Origin of the sequence: Clostridium grantii DSM 8605 (assembly GCF_900129965.1) — a bacterium.
GTDB classification, from domain to species: Bacteria; Bacillota; Clostridia; order Clostridiales; family Clostridiaceae; genus Clostridium_AF; species Clostridium_AF grantii.
The window spans coordinates 15990-35808 of sequence record NZ_FQXM01000007.1 but is presented as its reverse complement, the minus strand read 5'-3'; the positions used below and the strand labels follow the sequence as shown (position 1 = coordinate 35808).

At 28.9% G+C, this 19819-nt stretch carries 13 protein-coding genes; 1 reads left to right on the top strand and 12 read right to left on the bottom strand.

Annotated elements, in window-relative coordinates; translation table 11 throughout:
• Window positions 1-69 precede the first annotated feature (69 nt).
• From BUB83_RS07630 to BUB83_RS07595, 8 genes are all read right to left on the bottom strand, one after another.
• Window positions 70-2460 (bottom strand): glycoside hydrolase family 2 TIM barrel-domain containing protein, encoded by a 2391-nt coding sequence (locus BUB83_RS07630; protein WP_073337864.1) that lies wholly within the window; start codon window positions 2458-2460, stop codon window positions 70-72.
• 151 nt (window positions 2461-2611) lie between these two features.
• Entirely contained in the window at window positions 2612-3664 is a 1053-nt protein-coding gene (locus BUB83_RS07625) for a glycoside hydrolase family protein (protein WP_073337863.1), read from the bottom strand.
• 112 nt (window positions 3665-3776) lie between these two features.
• Window positions 3777-5429, bottom strand: coding sequence for an ABC transporter substrate-binding protein (locus BUB83_RS07620; protein ID WP_073337862.1), 1653 nt, complete (start codon window positions 5427-5429; stop codon window positions 3777-3779).
• A 66-nt stretch (window positions 5430-5495) separates the two neighbouring features.
• Window positions 5496-6422, bottom strand: a complete 927-nt coding sequence (locus tag BUB83_RS07615; RefSeq protein WP_242950649.1) for a carbohydrate ABC transporter permease — start codon at window positions 6420-6422, stop codon at window positions 5496-5498.
• Complete coding sequence (locus tag BUB83_RS07610; protein ID WP_242950648.1) at window positions 6416-7378, bottom strand: ABC transporter permease; 963 nt, start codon at window positions 7376-7378, stop codon at window positions 6416-6418. The genes BUB83_RS07615 and BUB83_RS07610 overlap by 7 nt, the downstream gene beginning before the upstream one ends.
• Before the next feature lie 283 nt (window positions 7379-7661).
• Entirely contained in the window at window positions 7662-9815 is a 2154-nt protein-coding gene (locus BUB83_RS07605; protein WP_207649331.1) for an AraC family transcriptional regulator, read from the bottom strand.
• Window positions 9816-10093: 278 nt separating this feature from the next.
• Entirely contained in the window at window positions 10094-12877 is a 2784-nt protein-coding gene (gene galA, locus BUB83_RS07600) for a beta-galactosidase GalA (protein WP_073337860.1), read from the bottom strand.
• Window positions 12878-13086: 209 nt separating this feature from the next.
• The gene (locus tag BUB83_RS07595; protein WP_073337859.1) at window positions 13087-13920 is read right to left on the bottom strand and encodes an AraC family transcriptional regulator; all 834 of its coding nucleotides are present in this window, start codon (window positions 13918-13920) and stop codon (window positions 13087-13089) included.
• A 106-nt stretch (window positions 13921-14026) separates the two neighbouring features.
• On the opposite strand from BUB83_RS07595, the gene BUB83_RS07590 reads away from it, so the two are divergent.
• Window positions 14027-14839, top strand: coding sequence for a helix-turn-helix domain-containing protein (locus tag BUB83_RS07590; protein ID WP_073337858.1), 813 nt, complete (start codon window positions 14027-14029; stop codon window positions 14837-14839).
• Between the two features lie 68 nt (window positions 14840-14907).
• Here the strand turns inward: BUB83_RS07590 and BUB83_RS07585 are convergent, their stop codons facing one another.
• The 4 genes from BUB83_RS07585 to BUB83_RS07570 all read right to left on the bottom strand — a co-directional run bounded on the left by BUB83_RS07585 (window position 14908) and on the right by BUB83_RS07570 (window position 19687).
• Window positions 14908-15966 carry a uroporphyrinogen decarboxylase family protein gene (locus BUB83_RS07585; RefSeq protein ID WP_073337857.1) on the bottom strand — a complete coding sequence of 353 codons (1059 nt, stop codon included), beginning with the start codon at window positions 15964-15966 and terminating at the stop codon, window positions 14908-14910.
• Window positions 15967-16111: 145 nt separating this feature from the next.
• On the bottom strand, window positions 16112-16999 hold the full coding sequence (locus tag BUB83_RS07580; RefSeq protein WP_073337856.1) for a carbohydrate ABC transporter permease: 888 nt from the start codon (window positions 16997-16999) through the stop codon (window positions 16112-16114).
• A 13-nt stretch (window positions 17000-17012) separates the two neighbouring features.
• Complete coding sequence (locus tag BUB83_RS07575; RefSeq protein ID WP_073337855.1) at window positions 17013-17972, bottom strand: ABC transporter permease; 960 nt, start codon at window positions 17970-17972, stop codon at window positions 17013-17015.
• A 71-nt stretch (window positions 17973-18043) separates the two neighbouring features.
• The gene (locus BUB83_RS07570) at window positions 18044-19687 is read right to left on the bottom strand and encodes an extracellular solute-binding protein (protein WP_073337854.1); all 1644 of its coding nucleotides are present in this window, start codon (window positions 19685-19687) and stop codon (window positions 18044-18046) included.
• Window positions 19688-19819: the final 132 nt, after the last annotated feature.

The following is a 19819-nucleotide window of genomic DNA, read 5'->3' as shown; positions in this document are numbered from 1 at the left end:
AATAAAATCAACATATAATTTAGCAACCTGGTAAATATCATATGCTGATTTTATTTTTTTGTTGTTTGTTTAGTTTGTTCTTATTACTACTTTTGTGTCTTTTAATCCTGATGAGGTTGCTTTAATTGTGATTTCACCCTTGTGTAATGATGATTGAACTACTGCTAAACATAAACCATTTAAAGCTTTCATTTTGTTTCCTGTAAAACTTTCTTCAACAGTAGGATCTCCATTATCCACACCTACAAGCTTTCCAGATCCTTCAACTGTGAATAAAATTTCATTTTTTGCAGTAGGTACTAAATTACCCTTTTCATCTTCAATTCTAACTTTTATATAGCACAAATCTTGACCATTTGAATTTAATTCCATTTTATCTGGTGCAAGAATAATTGTTGATGGCTGGCTTGCTGTGTTTATTACTTCTTCACATACCACTTCACCATTTATTTTACCTATTGCTTTTAAACTTCCTGGAGTGTATATAATATTCCAATATAAATGTAAAAATTCAGAATCACTAATGTTTTTTTCTCCTAAAGATTCTCCATTTAATATAAGTTCAACACTTTCACAATTTGTATAACACCAAACTGGAAGTTCTTGACCTTCTTTTCCTTCCCAATTCCAATGAGGCAAAATGTGAATCATAGGTTCTTTTGTCCATTGACTTTTATAAAAGTAAAAAGCATCCTTTGGAAATCCGCATAAATCAATTACTCCAAAATAAGAACTTTTAGATGGCCAAGCAAACGGTGATGGCTCTCCTATATAATCAAAACCTGTCCAAATAAATAATCCAGACACATATTCATTTTCCTTGGTTATTTTCCAAGAATTCTCAGCCTTGCAAAATCTACTTGCCGGAGTTATAACTGATAAATCTCCTCCACCAGTTTTTATATTTCTTAAACTTTCTATGCTATCAGCTGATTCAATAAACCTTTTATATTCTCCTCTGACTTCAAACGGAGTTGCTGAACAGGTTTCGCTTCCTAAAATTATTCTGTTTGGATATTTTTCATGGTCTTCTTCATATAAATTTTCATGATAATTGTACCCGGTAATATCTAATATTGAAGGTAATCCAATTTCATTTGAACCCTCCATATGAACTGTTGCTGTTGTTATAGGTCTAGTTACATCTTCGCTTCTAATAATATCATTTAATTTTTTTGTAATTCTAAAGCCCTGTGGTAATGCATGTTCATCAACTTCATTCCCAATACTCCACAATATAATAGAAGGATGATTTCTATCTCTTTTAACCATTGTTCTTAAATCCTTTTCACACCAATCCTTGAAGTATTCTGAGTATGCATATATTGGTCTTCTAATTTGTTCCCCTAAAGTTCCTTCATCAAATACTCTAGGTCTTTTACCAATTTCCCATTCATCAAATGCTTCATCCATAACTAGCATACCATGTTTATCACACAAATCTAACAAAACTGGGGAAGGTGGATTATGGCTAGTTCTTATTGCATTGCAACCCATTTCTTTTAAAATTTCTATTTGTCTTTCCTTTGTTCTATCTCTTCCAGCAGCACCTAAGCATCCTCCATCATGATGGATACATACCCCTTTAATTTTTACACTTTTATCATTAAGTAAAAATCCTTTGTCTGCATTAAATTCAATTTTCCTAATACCAACAGAAGTTTCCTCATTATCTACTATTATATTATCCACTATTATTTCTGTTCGTTCAGTATAAAGATAAGGATTTTCTGTACTCCATAAATTAGGTTTTTCTATTATCACATCTTGATTAAATTCATAAACAGAATTTGAATCAATATTTTTTTCTTCCTTAATAGTTGTAACTACTTTTTTGTCTTTATCTAAAATTGATACTTTTAATACACAAGTTTTTTCTTCAGCGTATTCATTTTTAATAGACGTTTTAATATTAATAATTGAACTTATTTTTGAAACTTTTGGTGTAGTAATATATGTACTATATCGCTCTATAGATAAGTAATCTTTTACTACCAACCTTGCATGTCTATAAATACCTGCTCCTGAGTACCATCTTGAACCCGGTTGAAGAGCTGTATCTACTCTTACTGAAATTAAATTTTCATAATCACCAAAAACAAAATATGGTGTTAAATCATAGCTTAAACTTGTGTATCCATATGGGTGATATCCAACTCTATCACCATTTACATATACACTACTATTCATATAAATTCCATCAAATTCTATAAATACTTTTTTATTTTTGTATTCTTCTGAAAATGAAATAAATTTTCTATACCATGCTATGCCACCAGGTGCATATCCTCCACGGGGACCGCTAGGATTATCTTCTTTAAAAGGGCCTTCAATACTCCAATCATGTGGAATTTGAACTTCCTCCCAATCAGAATGGTCTACCTTAGGATTAAATCCTGCTAAATTATCACCTCTTTTGAATCTCCATGAAAAATCTAAATTTTTAACCACTCTACTCATAAAAATAATACCTACCTTTCAACAAAATAATTATATTTTACTTTAAATGCATTTAAACATATTCCTTTAACTCTAATTATGTCAATCAATAGGTATTATTTGAATATCAAAAAGTAACTGGAACAAATAAAAAATATGTTAAATAGTTACCTTATTTTCTATTTATTTTTAAAACCGCCCCACTAGAAGTTCTATATTTTCCACCTCTATAAGCTACATATAAATATTCTGGGATACCGTCTTTCTTTAAAAGTTGAGGTCTCTCAAATCTGCCTTCTCTATCTAACCCTGGTAAACCTTCATCAAAATATGTTGGAGCATCTTTATATGCAATTTGTGGATCTGACCATTTGATTCCATCTTTAGATTCTACATAAAGACCATATTCATGGTTAAAAACACCCATATCACGCATTACTGATTTATACATTCCATTCTCATACCAAATACTAGCATCTTCACATTGTATTTTTTCTTCTATATATGAATATTCTATAACTGGATTATTTTCATATTTAACATATGGACCAGTTAAATTATCTGATTCTGCAAATCCATATTTTCTATTACCATTAAATTTTGTTGCTGAATCATAGTCCCATGCTTTGTAGTATATTCTATACTTACCTTCTGGTGATATTACAAATGCCGGATTAGAGGTGCAAAAACTATCCCACTTTCCTAATTCCCCAGTTTTTATCATTGGTTCACTTCCAACTCTTTGCCATGGGCCATTTAAATTATCAGCAATAGCCATACCTACTCTTTTACTTTCCACAAGTTTATGAAAGTAAGGTTTGTACTCTTCTTGTGTCATTTCTCCTATTTCATCCAATGTAGCTCCAATCTTTGAACCGTCTGAGCCCATATAAAGCATAATATATTTATCTTGTACTTTGTAAACTGATGGATTATGGATAGACCATGAATCCCAGTTATCCCCACCACTACCTTTAAGGGCTACATCTAAAACTTCATAAGGCCCTTCTGGTGAATTAGCAACTGCATGTCCAACTTCACAAGCTGCAACCCATCCAAGATGATCGTATTTGTTTAACCAACGAGCAAAAAATACATGAACTCTACCTTCTTCATCATAAATAGGTGAACAACCCCATACATTATACTCTGGGTCTTCTAAAATTCTTCCTACTGGTGTTAAACTTTCACAAAAGTTTGATTCTACTGCTTTTATTTGTGTCATTCTACTATCCTCCCGAATTTCTATCTTATAAATTTTCTTCGAATAAATTTTTTCTTAGATATTTTAAATACTGGGAGTATAGAATTCTACTCTCCCAGTATTTTTTTTGCTACTATTTTAATGCTTGTTTTTCATCATAAGCCTTTTGGTAAATTTCTAAGTATTGTTTAATATTCATGTTGTCAAATTCAGCAATATACTTATCCCAGCCTGCATCTATATCTTCTGTTCCTGATATAAACTTAACCATCATTTCTGTTACATAGTTAGATAATTGAGTTTGAATATCAACTATTGTTCTTGAATCTTCTTCACTAAATACTAGATCTGTTACTATTTCATTTAGTTCTGGAATATATGGCATATATTTATCTCTAGATTCTTCATAAAGTAAAGTTTCTATATCATCAGGACCACTTGATACTCTTTTTAACCAATAGTCTGCTGTTCTTAATGAAGGTCCTACTTGACTCCAAGTATGTCCTTTTGCTTGGTCAGATATCGGTGATACAAGTTCATCCCATTCAGCTTGACCTCCATCAATAGCTATATCTCCATCTTTTGCTTCTACCCATTCTTCGCCTGGTCTTCCTGAAACTTGTCTCATCATTACTTCTTTTTCAAAATTTGCATCTGCCCATCTAATAGCTGCTACTGGATCTGCACATTTATCTGTAATATTAAAAGTTGCATCTCCTTTAAGTGGATTGTAATATACATTTTGTTCTCCTGCTGGTCCTTTCAATGCTGGTACAGTTTTATAAGCTTTATATCTTTCAGAATCACCAATGTTTGAGAATACTCCTGGCGCTCCTCCTGGTGCAGCTCCTAAAATTACATCTCCTGGATTCTCACCAAGTTTTTTCAATTGCTCACCATTTTGAGTATAAGCTTGTGGATCAAGTAGTCCTTCTTCAAATAACTTGTTCAAATACTTAAGACCTTCTTTCCATTCATCTTTAGTATAAGCAGTAGCTATCTTACCATCTTCCACCTGTAAGTAATTTTGACTATTATTAGTATAAGTAAAAGCATTCATTATAAATATTTCTGGACTTGCCATCCATCCTTTTTGAGCTCCAGATAAAGCAATCTCGTCAGCTTTTCCGTTTCCATTTGGATCATTTTCTTTAAAAGCTTTCAAAACGTTATAGAATTCATCTGTAGTTGTAGGCATTTCTAATCCTAATTTATCTAACCATTCAGTATTTATCCACATTTTACCCATTACATAACAATGATAGCATTCTGCAATTTTAGGAACAGAATAAATATTTCCATCAGGCATTGTTAACTGTGCTTTAATTCCTGGATAGTCCTCTAAAGCTTTTTTAATATTTGGTGCATATTTATCTATAAGATCATTTAATGGAATCAAAATTCCTTGTGATCCATATACATATTGTTCTGAAGGAGTAAAGAAACTATCGAATATTACATCTGTATAATTACCACTAGCCATTAACAAGTTTAATTTTTGTTGTCTGTCTTGTTCTAAAGCAACCGTCCAATCAAAGTGTATGTTAGTTTTTTCTTCCATCCATTTTGTGAAATCGTTATTTTCAAAATCGTCAACGGCTGGTCTAGTTCCTGCAAAAGCTGTAAAATTAATTTTTTCCTTTGCTATTGGATACTCTCCTGGTTCTGATACATTTGTAGATTCCTTAACTTCTGGTGCATTATTTGCCTTATTTCCACAACCTGTTAAAGCAATTGAAGACAATAAAGATACTGTAATTAATAATGTTAAAAATCTTTTTTTCATGATAACCCTCCTAAAATTTTATGTTATATTATGAAATAAAATTGAAACCATATTAAATTAAAACTTTTATCCTTTTATAGCACCAACCATAAGACCTTGAACAAAATATTTTTGAATAAAAGGATATAAAATAAGCATAGGCACACTTGAAACAACTATTACGCTATATTTAAGCATTTGTGCTAAATTTTCTTTATAAACAATATCATCCATACTCAAATTAGTAAGCATTTGACTATTTGTGGTATTACTTATCAATATATCCCTCAGAACAAGTTGAAGTGGGAACATTTTTGTATCATTTAAATAAATTAAGGCATTAAAGAATGCATTCCAATGTCCAACTGCATAAAACAGTGTTATTACAGCTATTATTGGTTTTGAAAGAGGTAGTACAATCTTCATTAAGAATTTAATATCACTACATCCATCTAATTGTGAAGCTTCAAGTAATTCATCTGGTATTGTTGTTTGAAAATATGTTCTAGTGATTATCATATTCCAAACACTCATAGCACCAGGAATAATCATTGCCCATCTAGTATATAAAAGTCCCAAATCCTTAACTAAAAGATAAGTTGGTATTAATCCTCCATTAAAAAGCATAGTGAATACAAATAGAAACATTATGAAATTTTTACCTGGCACTCTTTTTCTTGATAACGGGTATGCTGCAAGTATTGTAATTACAACATTTGTAAAAGTTCCTACTACTGCATAGAAAATTGAATTACCAAAACCTGTAACTAGCATATTATATTTAAAAATAGCTTTATACCCATCTAAATTAAATCCTACTGGCCATAATTTAACTTGATTCTTTACAATCGCTATTCCTGAACTAAATGAACATATAAAAATATAATACAATGGATAGAATATTATCAAAAGAAAAATAGTTAATAAAACATAATTAAATATGGTAAATCCTAAATCTTCTCTTGATTGTTTAACTTTAATATTTTTCATTTTGCTTTTACCCTTTTTTACCATAAGCTTGTCTCTCCTAACTTTTTAGCTATTTTATTTACCAATACTATTAAAATAAAAGCTATAAATGATTTAAATAATCCAATTGCTGTTGAGTAAGCAAAATCTGGTAATGAAGATGTTAATCCTACTTTATATACATAAGTATCAATTATTTCTGAGGTAGAAATATTCATTGGATTTTGCATTAACAAAGCTTTTTCAAATCCTACATTTAAAATATTACCTAAATTCATAATTAATAAAATAATAGCTGTAGGCATAAGCGAAGGTAGATCTATAAACCATAATCTTTGCTTTTTACTTGCCCCATCTACTATTGCGGCTTCATGCAGTGATGGGTCTATTCCTGATAAAACTGCTAAATATATGATAGATCCAAATCCTATTCCTTGCCATACTCCTGACCAAACATATATTGAACTAAAGGCTCCTGGTACTCCCATTACATTGGATGTAAAGTTTATTCCAAAGATAGCTAAGAAATTTTTTATTAACCCATTTCTTGGGTTTAAAAATTCCATCAACATACCAACCATTACTACAGTAGATATAAAATGTGGTGCATAAGAAACAGTTTGTACTATTCTTTTATAATTTTTATGACCTACATAATTTAAAGCTAATGCTAGAAGTATAGAAAATGGAAATCCAGCAATTAATCCGTATAAACTAAGTCCTAAAGTATTTTTTAAAACTGATACAAATTGATATGATTGTATAAATCTTTCAAAATGTTTAAATCCTACCCAAGGGCTTCCCCATATTCCTTTGGTAATATTAAAATTCTTAAAAGCGATTTGTGCTCCTAACATCGGGTAGTAAGCAAAAACCAAAATATATGTTACTGGAATTAATAACAACAAATATAGTTGCCAATTTTTCTTTGCTTCTTTTAATGTAGACTCCCGCATCTTTGATTTACTTTTTTTCTTTAAATTACTTTCAACAATTTCCAAATCACTGTTCCCCTCCTAAAATGTTTTGTTTTCCGATGGTCTTACAATACCATGTGAGGATAATAACGTATACATGAAATGATTTTTTTATTAGCAAAATTAAAGATTTTCGAATATGCAATTTTAAAAACGTATACACCATTTAATATTTAGCTAGTTTTTATTGCAATAAAGCCTAATAATACAGTCTTTTATACCAAGTTAACACTCCATCTAAAGATAAAAATAGATTATCCCCAAATTGCTAAGATAATCTATTTCTCTTTAAAATTCATTATTTTGTTTAACTTTTTTTCCTTGAATTATTTGGTGAAATTCCATTTCTTCTTTTATATGCCCTGCAGAAAGTAGCTGAAGTATAATATCCTACTTTTTCTGAAATAATATTTATATTTAAATCTGTTTCATTCAATAATTTTTGAGCTTGTTCCATCCTTATTCTTTCAAGATAATTCGAAAAACTTTCTCCTGTTTGTTCTTTAAAGAAATGTGACAAATATACATTTGAAAATCCATGTTCTTCTCCTAACTTCGTCAAAGATAAATCAGGATCTTTGTAATTATCATTGATATATTTAATTAACTTATGTTTTAAATCTTGGTTGTTGCTTTTTTTACTATCCATAACTTCATTGCATATCATATAATATATCTTTGAAACTTGATTCATTAATTGAATACCCTCACATTTATATATACTTTTATTAAGCTTATTTATTTCACCACTTATTGCTGAATCTTCTTCCAGATTTAAATTTTCAGTAACTTTTAATAAACTACCCCATAGTTCAATGGCCAATGTTTTTGTTTTTGTAGGAGAGAGATTTCTATTACTCATATTTTCTTCATAAATTTCTTTTAATATTTTCTCTACTTCTTCTTTTTCTCCAGCTTTAGTACAATTTATTAACCTAGTTTCTATTTCTAATGGATAATAATAGAATAACTTTGTTCTATTATTTTCATTATACCATTGTATTTTTTCTAAACTTTTATGTCCAAAATTATCAATAAGATACTTTGATTCTTGGTAGGACCTAAACACATTGCTTAACTCTTCATAAAGCCCGCCCACATAATAAGTAACATCTAATTCTAAAGTTTCCTTTGCTGTATTATCTAAAAATTTAATTATCTCTTGTATCCTTAATTTTATAGATTTTTCTTTTTCGTGGAATCCTGTCAAAATTAAAATTTTCCCATCTTCCATATCTGAAATAAAAGCTTCTTCTAAAATTTTAGACACAATTACTTCTCTAAATGCAATTCTTTTTTTCTCCATATCTTCTATATTTATAGTCTCTTGACATTCCTCTGCTAAAGTTACACTGGCAATAATGACTACATATTTATCATATTTCAATAAATTATCATCATTTAAATTTAAAAGTAATGTTTCAATTTCCTTTTCACTATTTATATCACCTTTTAAAATCCTATTATATATTTGATTTCTAAGCATAATTTTTTGTTCTTTAATTGCTAAACTCATAATTTCAGAACTATCCATTAAATTTCTAATTCCCATTTTAATGAAATCATAATTATTAGTATCTTTTATATCTACTCCTATGTTTTTTTCTATTTCTTGTAATATACTCATAATAGGCTTTGAACTTCTTTTTGCTAAATAGTAAGATAATATTATACCTGCAGCAAGTGTAGCAAAGAAAATTAACCATGTAATTCTTTTAATTATTATAACTTTTTCCATAACGATATTATAAGGTTGTACTGCAACATATCTCCAACCATTAAAGTTAGATGTAGTGAATGTAACTAGCATATCTACACCATTTATTTCCTGTCTTGAGACAAATTTGTCTCCCTTAATTTTTACATCCTCAATATTAAATTCTTTATCCATAGTGGATACTGTACTAATCAGTTTGCCTTCCTCATCAGTAATATAGGCTATTCCTCCACCGCATACATCTACTCCACTGAGAAGTTCTTTAATTTCAGTATTATTAACTAGTAATACAATTGCACCCTTAGAATCTGTGTATTTACCTATTTGTTGTATAAAAGTAACTACTGAAACTTTTCTTCCTTTATACTCAATAATCTGTTCTGGTAAACATTCTCTTCCTTTTCCTTTATATAATAAATTTTCATAAAAATCTTCATATTTCATTCCTTCATAACTTAGATAATCTTCATAAAACACATTTGAATACTCTGTCAAATCTCTTGCTAATACTAAATTGCTTTTCTTGAAAAAAACGTATGTACCTAAAATAAATTTATTATAAAGACTATAATTATACAAACTATTTCTAGTTTCAATTATTGGATATATATCTTTTTTAATAAGTGGGTCTTCCAAATATAAAAATTTAGACACCTCAATATTACTCATATATTCATAAAAAATACCTTCTATTTCTCCTATTCTTGTATCTAAAACTTGAGATGTTTGTTCAAGTATAGACATATTATATTTTTCCACATCTTCAGTCGCTATATTTAAAGCACTAGTATATGCAATTCTTCCAACTAAAATAGGAATAAAAAGCACAATTATATATGGAATAAGAAATGTATATAGCATGGTCTTATTTGACTTAAAATTAATTTTTATAAAAATCCCCCCTCGGTATGTACAAATATTAACTTTAATATACTATGTAAATTTTACTTCAACTAAATAGTACAACAATATGGAAATAATTTCAATCAACATATAAAACTTTTAATAATTAAAATAATGCTCTACTTTATTTTCCATGTAACTCTACCTTTAATGCCGCTATTTTCATTCACTGTTTTCATTACAATCATTAGGATAATCCTTTCCCTTTGTTTAAAACCTGGTAATTCTATATCAATTGAATTTTCTTTTTCAACAGTTTTTTCTACAACAACTTCACAAAATTCATTTGGTTCTGGATCTGGCCAAAAATCTTTGTTGTGTTTTACAAGAATTCTAGCTTTTCCTTCTATATTTTCAAAACTAATAGATACTTTTTTATTATCCTCTGAGAAATTAGGGACATTCGTAAGCAATCTATAAAATATAAAACCTTTTTCATGAGAAACCATAGTATTTACATTTTCTCCAAACTCTACTGGTATGGTAGAATTCATGTCATTATCATTGATTTCCATATTGATATCTGGCTCTTCTTCTAATATTGAAGACATACGCCATCCTTTTAAACTTAGTTGATTTTCAACAATTGGAACAAATGGACGTGATATAATGTTTTTATTTTCTATAATAAGTTTTGCTTTCTTAATTTCCTTTGTTTCAGCATAAATTTCTAGTGGTCCTTGTTTTTTTAAAGTTCTTACAATTAATTGACATAAACCATTAAACATTTTTTTTCTAGGTTCAACATTTGAATCATGGTCACTTGGATCTCCGTTACCTACACCAATAATTTTACCTGCTTCATTTGTTGAAAATTCTACCTGATAATTACAAGTTGGTACTTTTCTTCCTACGCTATCTACAGTATATACTGTTACTATAGCTACATCTTCGCCATCTATTCTAACATCTGGGTCTTCTAGTCTTAACTTAAGTTCTACTGCTTCTCCAGTAGTTTCCACTTTAGTTTCTGCATGAAAAACACCCTTCTTTTTAGATATTGCATATAATTCACCTGTTTCATATTCAACTGTCCATTTTCCTTGCTCATACAAATCTATTTTCTGCTCACCTAAGCTTTTACCATTTAAAAATAATTCTGCTGTATCTCCATTTGTATAAACCCATACATCTATTTTTCTATTTTCCTTACCTTTAAAGTTCCAATGAGGAAGAATATGAATCATAGGTTTTTCGGTCCACATTGCTTGGAGTAAGTAAAAATTATCTTTCTTAAAGCCACTACTATCAAAGGCTCCTCCACCGGCAAATAATTTAGGCCAATTTGCTTCTCCTCTATATTCTATACCAGTCCAAAAGAAAACACCCATAATAAAATCTCTTGTATTAGCCTCACGCCAAGCAGTACGATGAGTATTTCCAAAAAAAGCATGGTTAGTATCATAAGCAGGATGATGTTTGTCTGGATCGTAATCCAAATATATTCCCCTAGTATTATTTGTTGCTCCAGCTTCTGGTGCAACAATAGGCTTGTCCGGATTTAGCTTATGCACATCATCATAGAGTTTAATATTGTAATTAATTCCAATTATATCTGATGCCACTGTTGCGGCTTTATCTAGAAAACCTCCATTTAAAGCAATTGTTACTGGTCTTGTATTATCTAAATTTTTGATATTAGCTTTCATTGTTTCTACAAGACGTCTACCTTTTTCAGTACTTTGAAGTGGTTCTTCATTTCCAACTGACCATATAATTATTGATGGATGATTTCTATCACGCTTTGCCATAGTAGTTAGCTGTTTTAAAGCCTCTTCTGAAGTTTCAAACCATCTATTCTCATCCATTACTAACATGCCATGTTTATCACAAGCTTCCAAAAGCTCTGTTGCTGGATTATTATGAGCGCATCTATACCCATTACATCCCATTTCACGAAGTCTTTTTATCCTAAATTCATGAACTCTATCAGGTAATGCTACTCCTAATGAGCCATGATCTTGATGATTGGAAGTTCCCTTAATTTTTAAACCTTTTCCATTTAAGAAAAATCCTTTATCTGCTAAGAATTCAATTGTTCTAAATCCAAAAATCGTTTCATATTCATCTATAATTTCTTCATCTATTATAACAAAAGTTAATAGTTTATATAAATTAGGGTCTTCTACATCCCATAGCATAGGATTATTTACAATAACTTCTTGGTTTACTGTAAATTTGCTTACAAAATTAATTTCTGTTTCACTTTCAATCTCTGTAATTATTTTCCCATAAATATCTATAATCTTTGAGCTAACTTTGATTTTTTTACTTTCATTAAAATCATTACGTATAGTAGTTTCTATAGGCACAAACCATTCATCCTTGCTAGACTTCTCTGGATGAATATATGTTCCCCATAAATCAACAGAAATTTTATTTGTTTTATTCAACCAAACATGTCTATATATACCCGCTCCTTCGTACCACCAACCTTCAAACTCTGTAGTATCAACTCTAACTGCTACAGTATTTAATTCTTCTCCATATTGAGCAACATCTGTAAAATCAACTTCGAAACTATTATATCCACTCCAATTTCTAGCAAGCAGATGTCCATTTACCCAAACAGTACAGTAAGTAGCAACTCCATCAAAAACAAGAGTAGTCCTTTTATCTCTATCTTCTTCATTTAATTTAAACTTTCTTCTATACCAAGCCAAATTTCTTGGTAAAAATCCATGATTAGAATTCTCTGTTTCATCATATTCACCTTTAATCACATAATCGTGAGGAAGATCAACCATTTCCCAATCTTCATCATAATAGCCTTGTGTTGCAGCCCCCTTAGCTCTTTCAGCTTTACTTGCCATATAAGTTGATTGATGTCCTCTTATAGAATTATTTATTATATCTCCTTCATAAAATCTCCAACCAAAATCTAATAATAATTTTTCTCTCACAAAAACTACCTCCCACAGTGTAAAATTAAATCGTTTTCTTTTAAATTTATTTAAATAATAAATTTAAAAGCCCTATAAATAGTCTTAAATTTCTTCATAGCTATATAAAATTTTACACTTAATTCTACTTAAAAAATATGAGGAATATTTATTTTTATATGCAATATTAAATAATTACAAGTAAATCCTTAGTTTTTTATTGCAAAACCCTATTTTAATGAATAATTCTTTCTATACTCGGTTGGTGATTGTTGAGTATATTTTTTAAATATTTGAGAGAAATAATATGCATCTTTAAATCCTGTATTTGATGCAATTTCTAATATTGACATATTGCTGCAAGTTAAAAATTGTTTTGCTTTTGTCATTCTTTCTGAATTAATATATTTAACTGGTGACATACCAAATAAATCACTAAATAATTTTGTAAAATAATTTGGATGCAAATTTGCAATTCCAGATAATTCACTAATAGTTAAATCCTTTTTAATATTCTCATTAATATATGTAATAATTTTATTCATCTTGTCAATAGTAGATGTTTTAGAAATTTTTATTTCTTTAATATTTGAATTTTGTATATAATAAGAAATTAATTGCATTAAAAAAGCTTTACTTTCTATTGAAGATGCAATTTTATAACTATTTGAAGTTTCCACTAATTTTTCAAATATATTTTCAATTTCTTCTGTTTCCCTTACTTCTATTTTAAATGGAAATTTTATAATATCAAATAAATTATAGCTACCTATTTTTGCTGTAAAATGGCAATAATATTTTAAAAATGTGTCCTCACTTATATTTGAAAAAGAATGTGTAATCCCTTGAGGTATAAATATAAGTTCATTTTTTTGAGGATAAAAAATTTCATCCTCTATTTTTATCCAGCCTTCCCCGCCACGTATGTAATACAATTTATTGTATTGATTAACAGCATTCATTTCTTTCCATGGAAATTTACATTTAACAAATTTAGATATATATATATTTACATTTAAATTAGACAAATAATTATTTATAAAAATAGAATCATTTTTTTCCATAAAAATCCCCACCTATTAATTATTATATTGATTTTTTAAAATACTTTTCTTTATTATACCATGCATGGTAAACTATAATTGAATAATATTAGAGGTGACAATACTTATGAATAATATGAATTTAACTGAATTTGATTTTGTTATGAAGTATTTTAAAATAGAAATTTTAGAACATGACTACATTCAATTGAATAATTCTTGGGATTATAAAGATATTACTTCTCCTTTTAACAGATTATATTTCCCCATAGAAGGAACTGGTATAATAAAAAAAAATTCACAAAGTACAGTTCTAGAGAAAAATTATGCTTACTTGATTCCAGCAAATTCTACCTATGACTATTTTTGTGAAAATAATTTAAATAAAATATATATTCATTTTAAAACTAGCTTTATACCTGGGTTTGATATATTCAGCGAACTTTCTGAAATTTTGAAACTTTCTTTTGATGAAACTAATACTTCTAGTTTAATTCATTGCTATAACAGTAATGAACTAGCAAGCAAGATTAAACTTAAAAGTATTATATTAGATGTTATTTCTTCTTTTATTTCTAAATCAAATATTAATTTTAATAAAACTTACTCCCATATAATTTTCTTAGAACCTTTTCTAAATTATATTGAGCAACATTGTTCAATGAATTTTAATACTGATGATATGTCAAAATTTTTTAATATAACTTCCTCTAAATTAACTAGGGAATTTAAAAAACATCTTAATAAAACACCAAATCAATTTGTTAATCATTTAATTATTGAAAAATCAAAACAAAATCTTATGTTTGATTCTGAAACCATTAAAGAAATTGCTTATTCTTTTGACTTTAGAGATGAATACTATTTTTCACGTTTTTTCAAAAAAAATGTAGGGGTTTGCCCTAGAACTTATAGAAAAAATAGAGAAATAATTTTATAATTATTTCTCTATAATCCCATATACCTATATATCCGCATAAGAAAATTCATCATTTCTTCTTATATTTTCTAACGTTTACTTAATTTTTCATAAACTTCGTTATAATACAAAGCATTCTCAATAGGTGTATTTGACGGAATATGATTACCCACCGCCATAAAAAATCCTGGATACTTTTTACCTATATCCATACATCTTTTAACTTCATTATAAATTTCCTCTTTTGTTCCAGATAATAATATCTTTGTATCTGCATTGCCAATGAAGGAATGTGTTTTTCCATATTTTTCAGCAATATATTTCATATCCGTTGTTGGCTCCATAACAAATCCATGCACTCCACAATTTGCAACATCATCAATGAATTCATTATAATTTCCATCAGAAGTATAAATTATTTTTTTACCTGCTTCTAATAAAGGCGCAAAAAATTTCTTATAATTTGGAAATATGTATTCTCTATACCAACTTGGATGAACAAAAGGTCCTGAAGTCCAAACAATATCATCATGTACCATTATTACTTTTGAATCACATTCTGCTAAGGCTTCAAAGTACTGCATTATCCATTTGCCATATCTGTTCATTACTTGTCCAAAACTATCCATATCTGTACCCATAGCCATCAACATCATGTCCCACCCAAAAACCTCCAAAAGGCCTGATACGGCTGTGGAATAAATTCCTGTCATATTAATCCCATCTGGATTCTTTTCGCAATTTGCTTTATAGTGATCATTTAATTGCTTTACTAATTCAGATCTATCTTTTTTCCCATACTTCTCGTAAAAATCGAATTTTAAAACCTCTTCTGGTGAATTAAAGGGACATGAAACTTGATTACTATAATCTTCTCCACCTGTTGCATATTCAGCATGTCCCATATCTGTCTTAAAACCATCAAATATTTGTGTATGAAATAAAACACTCCAATTAAAATCATAATTCCAAACTTTTCTAAATGCTGAGCTTGCTTTAATTCTTTCTTCCTTTGTACTATTAGTATCAACAGATATTCCCGTAACTTTTTTAACCAAATCCCAATGTTCACTAGCAGAATATTCGGTTCTAGGTACTCTATCTGTCATTTCTAAATTTAATGCTGCCCATCCATCTTTATATGACATATCCTATTCCTCCTAATATATACATTTTATAATTTTATTTTACAGTATGATATACATTAATTGAATTTAAAATTTATACAAAAGGATGGACATTTTCATCACTTTTTTCTTTCCTTATTTATTGAATTATAATCTACCATAGTTCCTATTCTTTTAAAGATCCAATCATTATACCTTTAACAAAATATTTTTGTAAAAATGGATATACAAAAAGAATTGGTACTGTAGCAACCACTATTGTTGTATATTGAATAAGCGACCTATACATATTTTCTTCTTGAGGATTAACACTAGATATCTGAGTCATAGTAGCTTTATCATTATTTATTAAAATTTCTCTTAATACTAACTGTAACGGATATAAGCTTCTATCTCTTAAAAATATCATGGCATTAAACCATTCATTCCAATGTCCTACAGCATAAAAAAGCGTTATTACTGCAATTATAGGTTTTGAAAGAGGTAATATTATTTTATACAAAATCACAAAATCATTTCCTCCATCTATTCTGCAAGCTTCTTCTAAGCTTTTAGGTATTGCCATAAAAGAAGTTCTCATAATAATCAAATTCCATGTTGATATACATCCTGGTATAAGCATTGCCCATACTGTATTTACCATACCTAAATTTTTAACTACTAAATAATAAGGTATTAAACCCCCACTAAAAAACATAGTTATTACAATCATTATCATAAAAAACTTGTTGAAATAAACTCCTTTTCTTGAAAGAACAAAAGCTCCTAAAATGGTCATACCTAAATTTATCAAGGTACCCGCAACTAAATAGAATATTGTATTAGCATAACCGGTTATAATATTAGGATTCTGTAAAACTAATTTGTATCCTTTTAAGGTAAATCCTAATGGTCCAAATAATAAACCTTGGTGCTGCATCAATCTATTTGGATCACTAAAAGAAGAAAATAACACATGTAAAAAGGGATATACAGATATTATCATTAAGAATGATAATAATATTATATTTGATGTATCAAACATTTTTTCACCTATACTTTTTTTGCCTACCATAAGTAACTCCTCCTTACCACAAACTAGTTTCTGAGTATTTTTTACTTATTTTATTTGCTGAGAACAGAAGTACGAAATTAATAATAGAATTAAAAAATCCAACAGCTGTAGAATAACTATAATTAAATTCAAGCAAACCTTTTCTATATACAAAACTTGATATTACATCAGCTGTTTCATAGGTCAAAGGAGAATATAAAAGGATAATTTTCTCGAAACCTACATTCATCATTTGCCCTAATCTTAAAATTAATAGTATTATAATTGTAGACATTATTCCCGGTAATGTTATATGTAACATCTGTTTCCACCTACCACCACCATCTATGGTACATGCTTCGTATAATGAAGGATCTATTCCTGATAAAGCAGCTAAATAAATAATACTTCCCCAACCAATTCCTTGCCATATACCCGACCCAACAAAAATTGTTCTAAAAAATTTAGGGTTTGCCAATAAATTTGAAGATGTACCTCCAAAAAATACTATTATATCGTTAATTATTCCTTCACTTGCGGTAAAATCTATTAAAATACCACATACTACAACCAACGAAATAAAATGAGGTAAATAGGTTAATGTTTGAACTGTTTTCTTGAAAAATTTATTTCTTACTTCATTCATCAACAGTGCTAATATAATTGGTGCCGGAAAAGCCCAAAACAAATCATAAATATTTATCAATATAGTGTTCTTCATAAGTCTTAAAAAATAATAGCTTCCAAAAAATTCTTTAAAATACTTTAATCCAACCCAAGGACTTCCGTTTATTCCTAATCTAGGTACGAATTCTTTAAAAGAAATTATCAATCCATACATAGGCCAATAACAAAATACTAAATAGTATATTAAAACAGGGATAGCCATAATGTATATATACTTATTACGCTTAAAATCAGACTTTAAAATAGTCTTTAAATTTATTTTACTATTAGTTGCATATTTCTTAGATTCAATTTCTATATTTGACACATAAATACCCCCTTGCAAAAATCAATTTACAATTAAATTAGGAGGAGATTACTCCTCCTATTTATCATCAATTATCTAGCATTATACCTTTCCAAAGCATTTTGTTTATATCCTATAGCTTCTTCAACGCCTAAAGCCTTTAATTGTTCTACATATTCATCAAATTTACTTATTGGTTCTAATCCCATAATAAATTTATACATCATTTCCTTTTGATATGTTTGTACTTCTGACATTATAGGTGCAGCCGCTTTATTTTCATCAGCACTTAATGTTACCGGTGGCATTACATAATCGTCTTTGCTAGCTCCCCAAGTTTCCATAGAATTTAATATTTCATCACTTAATTCTCCATAAGATAATGGATTTCTAATAAATGGTCCTACGTGTACTTTATATTTTTGATATATATCCCAGAAATCTAATCCAGTAGGATCATTTGTTAAAGCATCAGTGAATTCTGGATGTTTGCCACTATTTTTAATCCCTTCTGGGAAAAAGTTTTTATCTATTCCCGGTTCACCATCAACCATATTATAAGAAACGCCTTCTACACCATAACAATAAAGTAAGAATCCTTCTTCAGTATAAGCATAATCCAACCATTTAACTGCTTCTTCTGCATATTTAGAATCTGCTGTTACAACCCCATAGTAATCTCTTACATAAGGATTAGTTTGACGTAGATGTACATCTTCTCCTTTATTTAAACTTGGCATTGGAGCTGCTGCTAATGCAAAATTAGGGTCACTAGTTTTTCCACTTGCTAAATAAGGTCCAAATGCACCATAACCTTCAATTCCTGCTCCAGCTTTTCCAGAACTAAATAATGCATCTCTACTTTTGTTATCTCTAGTAGCAAAATCTTTATCAAGTAAACCTTCTGAATACCATTGATTCATTGTTGTTAAAAAATCTTTATATCCTGGTTCTATAGGTCCATATTTTACAGTTCCATTTTCGTTAAAAAATGAATTAGATACTCCAAAAGCACCTACAAAAGTATCATTTGATGCCCATCTCCAATCAACTGGAAGCAATAAAGGGGCTTCAACATTCTTTTTATTCTTAAATTCTGTTAATACGTTATGCCATTCATCTATTGTTGTTGGCATTTCCAAATTTAACTCTTTTAACCAATCACTTCTAAGAAATGCTCCAGACCATGATGGTTCTTTATCTAATTGTACACAAGCAAAACTCCATATATTTCCTGAGTCACTAATGGTTTGTCTTTCAATATCTTTATTTGTTTTTCTTATAGCATTATATTCTGGGGCATATTTATCTATATAGTCATTTAATCTCAAGTATACTCCATCATCTATAGCTTTATCTGGTCCACCTGGATATGTAGGAGCATTAATTATGATATCAGGAAGTTCATCTGATGCTATCATAAGATTAAATTGCTCATTTTCTTGTCCAGCTGCGGGATGAATAAATTCTATTTTTATATTTGTTCTTTTTTCCATTTCTTGAAAAGCTAAATTTTCCGATAAATTTTGAATAATAGTTGAAGAAAATGGCATCCAAACTTTTAAAGTAATCTTTTCTTCTGATATTGGTAATTTTAATTCCGTATCAGCGGTTACGTTTACATCAACTGGATCATTAGATACTTTTTCATTACTTTTATTTCCTCCACATCCAGCTAACAAAGTTGTTGAAAGAAAAATACTTAAAATACCTGAAATTAATTTAGATTTTTTCACTAAAAATCCCCCTTACGATATTTTCATTATTTAATTGATTTATAATTTTGTAGCGCGCCCTACAATTTCATTATAGATAAAGGATTACCATTAATAAATGCTCAGTTTTTTCATCATTATCAAAAATTAACT